This is a genomic window from Pedobacter albus, assembly GCF_036324255.1.
GTDB classification, from domain to species: Bacteria; Bacteroidota; Bacteroidia; order Sphingobacteriales; family Sphingobacteriaceae; genus Pedobacter; species Pedobacter albus.
This window is the reverse complement of the sequence record NZ_JAZDQT010000001.1, coordinates 1,430,079-1,436,913: the sequence shown is the minus strand read 5'-3', so window position 1 is coordinate 1,436,913 and position 6,835 is coordinate 1,430,079. Positions and strand designations below refer to the sequence as shown.

3 protein-coding genes are annotated in these 6,835 nt (G+C 45.5%); 2 read left to right on the top strand and 1 reads right to left on the bottom strand.

What is annotated here, in order from left to right; translation table 11 throughout:
- Positions 1-485: 485 nt before the first annotated feature.
- Positions 486-1,502, bottom strand: a complete 1,017-nt coding sequence (locus VRU48_RS06060; RefSeq protein ID WP_330107027.1) for a LacI family DNA-binding transcriptional regulator — start codon at positions 1,500-1,502, stop codon at positions 486-488.
- A gap of 233 nt (positions 1,503-1,735) precedes the next feature.
- Between VRU48_RS06060 and VRU48_RS06055 the strand changes: the two genes are divergently transcribed.
- Positions 1,736-4,966, top strand: coding sequence for a SusC/RagA family TonB-linked outer membrane protein (locus tag VRU48_RS06055; RefSeq protein ID WP_330107026.1), 3,231 nt, complete (start codon positions 1,736-1,738; stop codon positions 4,964-4,966).
- Positions 4,967-4,984: 18 nt separating this feature from the next.
- Positions 4,985-6,826 (top strand): RagB/SusD family nutrient uptake outer membrane protein, encoded by a 1,842-nt coding sequence (locus VRU48_RS06050; protein WP_330107025.1) that lies wholly within the window; start codon positions 4,985-4,987, stop codon positions 6,824-6,826.
- Positions 6,827-6,835 lie beyond the last annotated feature (9 nt).

Genomic DNA, 6,835 nt, shown 5'->3' with positions numbered 1-6,835 from the left:
CTGCGGATTTGCAATCTGCCAAGAGTAGCAGGATTATAAATCCTAAGCTATGGAGGTCGAGATGGCACATCCCGACCAGCTTATGGGTTTCCGATTATCTTTTAAGCGTTATGGACTTAGCTTGTGATTTGGCTCGAGATATACACTTGCGAAGTTTCAAAAACTTCGCAAGTGTTGTTCGCAAAGGTTAGTCAGGAAATGCTTTCCTGACTGGTTTACCTGCGGATTTGCAATCTGCCAAGAGTAGCAGGATTATAAATCCTAAGCTATGGAGGTCGAGATGGCACATCCCGACCAGCTTATGGGTTTCCGATTATCTTTTAAGCGTTATGGACTTAGCTTATGATTTGGCTCGAGATATACACTTGCGAAGTTTTTAAAACTTCGCAAGTGTTGTTTGTAAATTCATAATTGACCAAACAACAATTTAACCATATAGCAATGTAGCAATTGAAGAATATAACAATTGAACAATCGCCCAAAAATTAGGCATTTCGCACAAACAATTCCGTATCTAATACCTTTTTCTCAAATTCTTCAACCGGGTATTTCGCTTCAATCAGCTGGATGAGCATTTGCGTGGCCAATTTGCCAATTTCGAAGGCGGGCTGGCGTACTGAGGTGAGCGAAGGATTAAACAAATCGAGCACATCAGAATTGCTGAAACCGGCAATGGCCATATCGCCAGGAACCGAAATGCTGAGGTTTTTGAAAACGCTCAAGCAACCCGTGCTCAACCTATCGCCAGCTACAAATATGGCATCCGGTTTTTCATCCAGGGCCAACAGTTCCTTGATCTTGCTTTCGGTTTCCTCGTAAATCATGCCTCCGTGCGGGCAATGTTTAATATAGTCGGCATTTACCGTTAAGCCGTGATCGTTCAGCGCCGCTTCGTAGCCCGATAGGCGCTCAATGCTGATCGAAAGCTGGCTAGAGCTGGTTAAATGCGCAATGCGCTTATAGCCCGACCTGATCAGGTGTGCCGTAGCCTCATAAGCTCCCTTTTCGTTGTTGGCAATAACCTTATGCGTATTGATTTCTTCCGCTACGCGGTCAAAAAACACCATGGGCAAGCCCTTGTCGTGCAGCTGTTTTAAATGCGATATATCATTGGTTTGTGAGGATAGCGAAACCAAAAGCCCGTCAACAGAGCGTGAGGCCAAGTGTTGTACGTTCACCACTTCGCGGTCGTACGATTCGTGCGTTTGCGAAATGATAACGTGGTAGCCTCGGTCGTAGGCAATAGATTCGATGCCGTTAATGGCTTGCGAAAAATAGCTGTTGGCCACTTCGCTCACCACCACGCCAATAGATTTGCTTCGTCTTTCCTTTAAACTGAGCGCAATGGGGTTGGGCTGATAGCCGATTTCCTTGGCATAATCGAGCACCATTTTCTTGGTGGCGGGGCTAATTTCGTGGGTATCTCTTAATGCTCTTGAAACGGTAGAAGTGGATAGGCCTAAGGCCTTGGCAATATCTTTTATGGTTACGGGCTCGAACATGCTTCAACGCTATAAATTATACGGTTTTTGAGGATAAAAAAATGATTTGATAAGAATACGATTTTCTTACAAGTTTAAATATAACTTTTTTGATTGGATTTTGGCAACGTTGTCGGGAACGATTGCACAAATTTATACCCTGTAGCCCACTTACATTCTAAGAAAAACAATGTAGACTTGTTAATGGAAGACTCTAAAGGTCGACCGGAAACAACCAAATAACCTAATAATGTATGAAAAAAGTTTTACTGTTCTTTTGTGTGCTTGCTATGGGCATCAGTTTAGCCAAGGCACAAACCAGACAAATATCGGGTACGGTAACCGATAAGGCCAACGGTTCAACGCTACCCGGTGTAGGGGTAATGATCAAAGGCACTAAAATCGCTACCAGTACCGATGCCAATGGTGTTTTTAAACTCGCTATTCCTGCTACAGGTAACACCACTTTGGTGGTAAAGTACATCGGCTACAACGAAAAAGAAGTTGAAGTAGGCGATAAAAAACAGGTTAATGTTGCTTTAGAAGAAAACGCAACCACCTTGAACGAAGTAGTGGTCAACATTGGTTACGGCACCGTACGCAAGGAGGCCCTTACGGGTTCTGTTTCTTCGGTAACCGATAAAGACCTCGCAGGTTTTCCGGTAGGTACGGCGGCCGAAGCCTTGGCCGGAAAGCTGGCCGGTGTAACCGTAACCACCACCGAAGGTAGCCCAGGCGCCGAAATTCAGATCAGGGTTAGGGGCGGCAGTTCGTTAACCGGCGACAATTCTCCACTTTACATCGTAGATGGAATTCAGGTAGAAAACGCTTTGTCGGTTTTGTCGCCAAACGAAATTCAATCGATTGATGTGCTCAAAGACGTAGCTTCTACAGCCATTTATGGTAGCCGTGGCGCCAACGGGGTAGTCATTATCACCACCAAAAGCGGTAAAAATGGCAAAACCATCGTTTCGCTAGAAGGCTATGCCGGCGTTAGACAGATTGTAAACGAACTGAAGGTGATGAACCCTTACGAGTTTGTAACTTACCAATACGAACTGTACAACAACAATACCGCCCAAGATGTAAAAGATGCTTTTACCAAAAAATACGGCACTTGGGATGACCTGGACATCTATAAAAACATTCCCAATATCGATTGGCAGGATAAAGTATTTGGCCGTCAGGCATTTTCCAATACCCAAATCCTGAACCTTTCAGGCGGTACAGATAAAACCACGTACAATTTTACGCTCAACAACATGCAGGAAGACGGCATTATGCTCGAATCGGGTTTCCGTCGTACTTTTGCCTCGTTCCGTTTCGATCATCGCATTTCTGATAAGTTCCGTGTAGGTGTTAACGTGCGCTACAGTCGCCAACGCGTTGACGGCGTAGGTACTTCGAGCACTGGCTCGCAAGGTACCAACCGTTTAAGAAACTCGGTACGTTACCAGCCTTATTCGGGTGGTTCTGATTCGGGCGATTTGTTTGATGCCGATTACCTGGCTACGCAGTTATCTAATCCGATTTCATTGGCACACCAAGAGTTGAAGTACGATTACCGCAACGATTTGATCAGCAGCGGTTATGTAAGCTATCAGATTCTGAAAAACCTGAATTTCAGGTCGACCTTGGGTATGAACTTTACCGACAGGAAAACCAATGGCTTTAACGGTCCGTTAAGCGGTTTGGCCAGAAACAATGCCGGTTTGCCAGCCATTACGCTGGATAATTCGAACCTACAGACTTTCATCAACACCAATACGGTAAACTACAAGCCAAATTTGGGCAAAGACCACAGCTTAGATCTTTTGGTAGGTGAAGAGCTGAATAAATCAGACATCAAATCGAACAGCAGCACCATCAAATGGTTCCCCATCAACATTTCTGCCGACGAGGCTTTTGCCAGCATCCAAAAGGCAGAACCGCCAGTAGGTTCGGTACAAGACAAGCCAACCTCGCTTATTTCGGGTTCGCGTCAGCTTTCATTCTTTGCCAGGGCTTCTTATGGCTATTTAGGCAAGTATTTGGCTACCTTGAACTTCCGTAGAGATGGATCGTCGTTTTTTGCCAAAGGCAAGCGCTGGGGCAATTTCCCTTCGGCGCAGTTAGCTTGGAGGGCATCTGAAGAAGATTTCATCAAAGATTTGAAATGGGATTGGCTAAGCAACCTTAAAGTACGCGCCAGTTACGGTATTGCCGGCAACAACAGGATTGGTCAAGATTTGTTCCGTACCTTGTTTACGGCCAACTCTACGGCAGGTGGCTATGCCGCTTCCGATGGTTCGGTTACTACAGGCCTTATTGCAGGCAGCGTGTTGGCCAACCCTAACATTACTTGGGAGAAAAACATTTCGGGCAACTTGGGCTTTGACATCGATTTGTTCAAAAATCGCGTTTCATTAGCCTTGGATTTGTACGACAACCGCACCAAAGATTTATTGCTCAATGCCAATATTCCGCCAATAAACGGCTACAACACCCAGCAGCAAAATGTGGGCAAGACCCAAAACAGGGGCTTGGAAATCCAGTTGAACGCACAAGTGGTTAAAACAAGGGATTTCACCTACAATGCCGGCATCAACTTCTCGTTTAACAAAAACAAGATATTGGAATTGCAAAACGGCGTACAATCTTATGTAGCACAATCGGGCTGGGTAAACAGCTTGGCTGATTTCAAGGTTGAAGTAGGCAAGCCGGTGGGCCAATTCTACGGCTTCGTATCTGATGGCCGTTATACCGTTGATGACTTTACCTACACCCAAAATACGACCACTGGTGTTTATACCTATACCCTTAAACCAGGCATTGCCAATAGCCGTGTGCTGTTGGGCAACAAAGATCCGCAACCCGGCGATATGAAGGTGAAAAAGCTGTCGAGCTCGTCGAGCATGCTGATTGGCGACGATGACAAAACCGTGTTGGGTACCTCGCAACCTAAATTTACAGGCGGTTTTAACAACCAGTTTGCCTATAAAAATTTCGATTTAACCGTATTCATGAACTTCTCGGTAGGCAACAAGGTTTACAATGCCAACAAAGTAGAATTTACTTCGCAATACAACGTAAAAGACAACAACCTGTTGGCCGTAATGAACAACAGGTGGAGAAACTTCGATGCCAATGGCGTAAAAGTAACCGATCCGGTGCAGCTCACGGCCATGAATGCCAATACCACGCTATGGACACCGACCACAGGCAACTATGCATTGACTTCGTATGCCATCGAAAATGGTTCTTTCCTACGTATTACCAACATTACGCTGGGTTATACCTTGCCAAGCGAAATGCTTAAAAAGACTGGCTTTATTTCGAGGTTAAGGGTTTATGCCACCGTAAACAATCTTTACACGTTTACCAATTATTCGGGTTACGATCCTGAGGCCAATACCCGTCGTTCAAATCCGTTAACGCCAGGCATCGACTATGCGGCCTATCCGCGCAGCAGGTTTGTTTTGGCAGGCTTAAACTTAACTTTCTAATCCTCAATACTTACGACAATGAAAAAAATTAAATATCAGATTGCTTTTTTAGTTGTAGCTATTGGAGCAATTACCCTTACCCCAAGCTGTAAAAAGGTGCTCGATTACGAATCGGATTCTTCCTCATCGGAAGCCACGGTTTTTGAAAGCACTACCTATACCAATTCGGCCCTCATAGGCGTTTACAACAGGCTTTGTGGCGATAATGGCTATGGAAGCCGTATTTCGACCTTGTTTGGCATTACTGCCGACGATTTTAAAACTTCTGGAAGCTATGCCTCGTCAGACAGGCGCGGCCTGAGCATGTACGGCGCCAGTTCAGACAATACCGATTTGATCAATCCTTTTGCCCAATTGTATTCGGGCATCGAAAGGGCCAATTTGTGCATCAAGTTTATTCCGGCTTCAACCATTTACCAAAGTGGTTCGGCCAGCGATCAGGCTTTGATGAAACGCTATTATGGAGAGGCTTTGGCTTTAAGGGCACAGTTTTATTTCGAACTGATCCGCAACTGGGGCGATGTGCCTCAGCGTTTTGTACCAGCTGCTTATACCGATAACCTGTTTCCGGCTAATGCCGACAGGGACCAGACCTACGACCAGATTTTAGCCGATTTGAAGCTGGCCGAAGATTTGGTGCCATGGCGCTCGGCCGTTGCCGATTATGGCAGCTTCCGTTTTACCAAAGGAGCCATCAAAGGCTTAAGAGCCAGGATTGCTTTGGCTAGGGGCGGTTATTCATTGAGAAGCAAATCGCATTTGATGGAAAGAAATCCAGATTACCTGAAATATTACCAGATCGCTTTAGACGAGTGCAAGGATATTATGGACAATCCAACCCAGCATTCGCTTAATCCGGTTTACGAAAACGTATTTAAAACCTTGCACGGTACCCGTATAGACGATGCCCACGAACTGATGTTTGAGGTAGCCGCCTTTGGTAGCAATGCCTCAACCGATAGCAAATTGGGCTATTACAATGGTATCCGTTTCAATGCGGCTTCAACCTATGGCTCGGGTGGCGGTGGCATGAATGCCATCCCGACTTATTTTTACGAGTTTGATCCAATAAAAGACTGTAGGAGGGATGTAACTATTGGCGTTTTCGAGATTACGGCAAATTCGAAAAAACTCATCAACACGCTGAACAACTTTACCGATGCCAAGTTCAGAAAATCGTGGACAGCTTTTAACGGTTCTTCGTCGTCGCAAAACTTTGCCATCAACTGGCCCTTGCTGCGCTTTGCCGATGTACTGCTGATGTACGCAGAAGCAGCCAACGAAATCAATAATGGGCCAACTCCCGAAGCTGTTGAAGCTTTGCAAAGAGTGCAGAAAAGAGCCTATGCAGGTTATGAAAATTCAATTCCGGCTACGCCAACCGATAAGGCCGGTTTCTTTAATGCGCTAGTCAAAGAGCGTTTGCTGGAGTTTGGTGGCGAAGCCATGAGAAAATACGATTTGATCAGGTGGAACTTGATCGACAGCAAGTTTACCGAAACCCGTACCAAACTGCGCCAGTTGATTAATGGCGAAGGCGCTTATGCCAATGTGCCTTTGTATGTATATGCCAAAGAATCGAATTATAACCTCACGCCAAGCGTTACCGAAGTAGCCAGTTTGGATTTGTATGGCGGTGCGCCATCTACCGTATTGTTTGCACCGGGCTTGGGTTCTTCTACGGCGCCAACAGGTTATACCTTAAAGAATTGGAGAAAGGCGCTAACAGAAGACAATGCGGTTACCGGTATCTCCACAGGTTTTGCCACTTATTTCGAAGCGAACAAGAAAGAGCTGTTCCCTTACCCGAAAACAGCGCTGAACGAAAATCCGAACATGGTACAGAACTATGGTTATTAACGCTAAAAA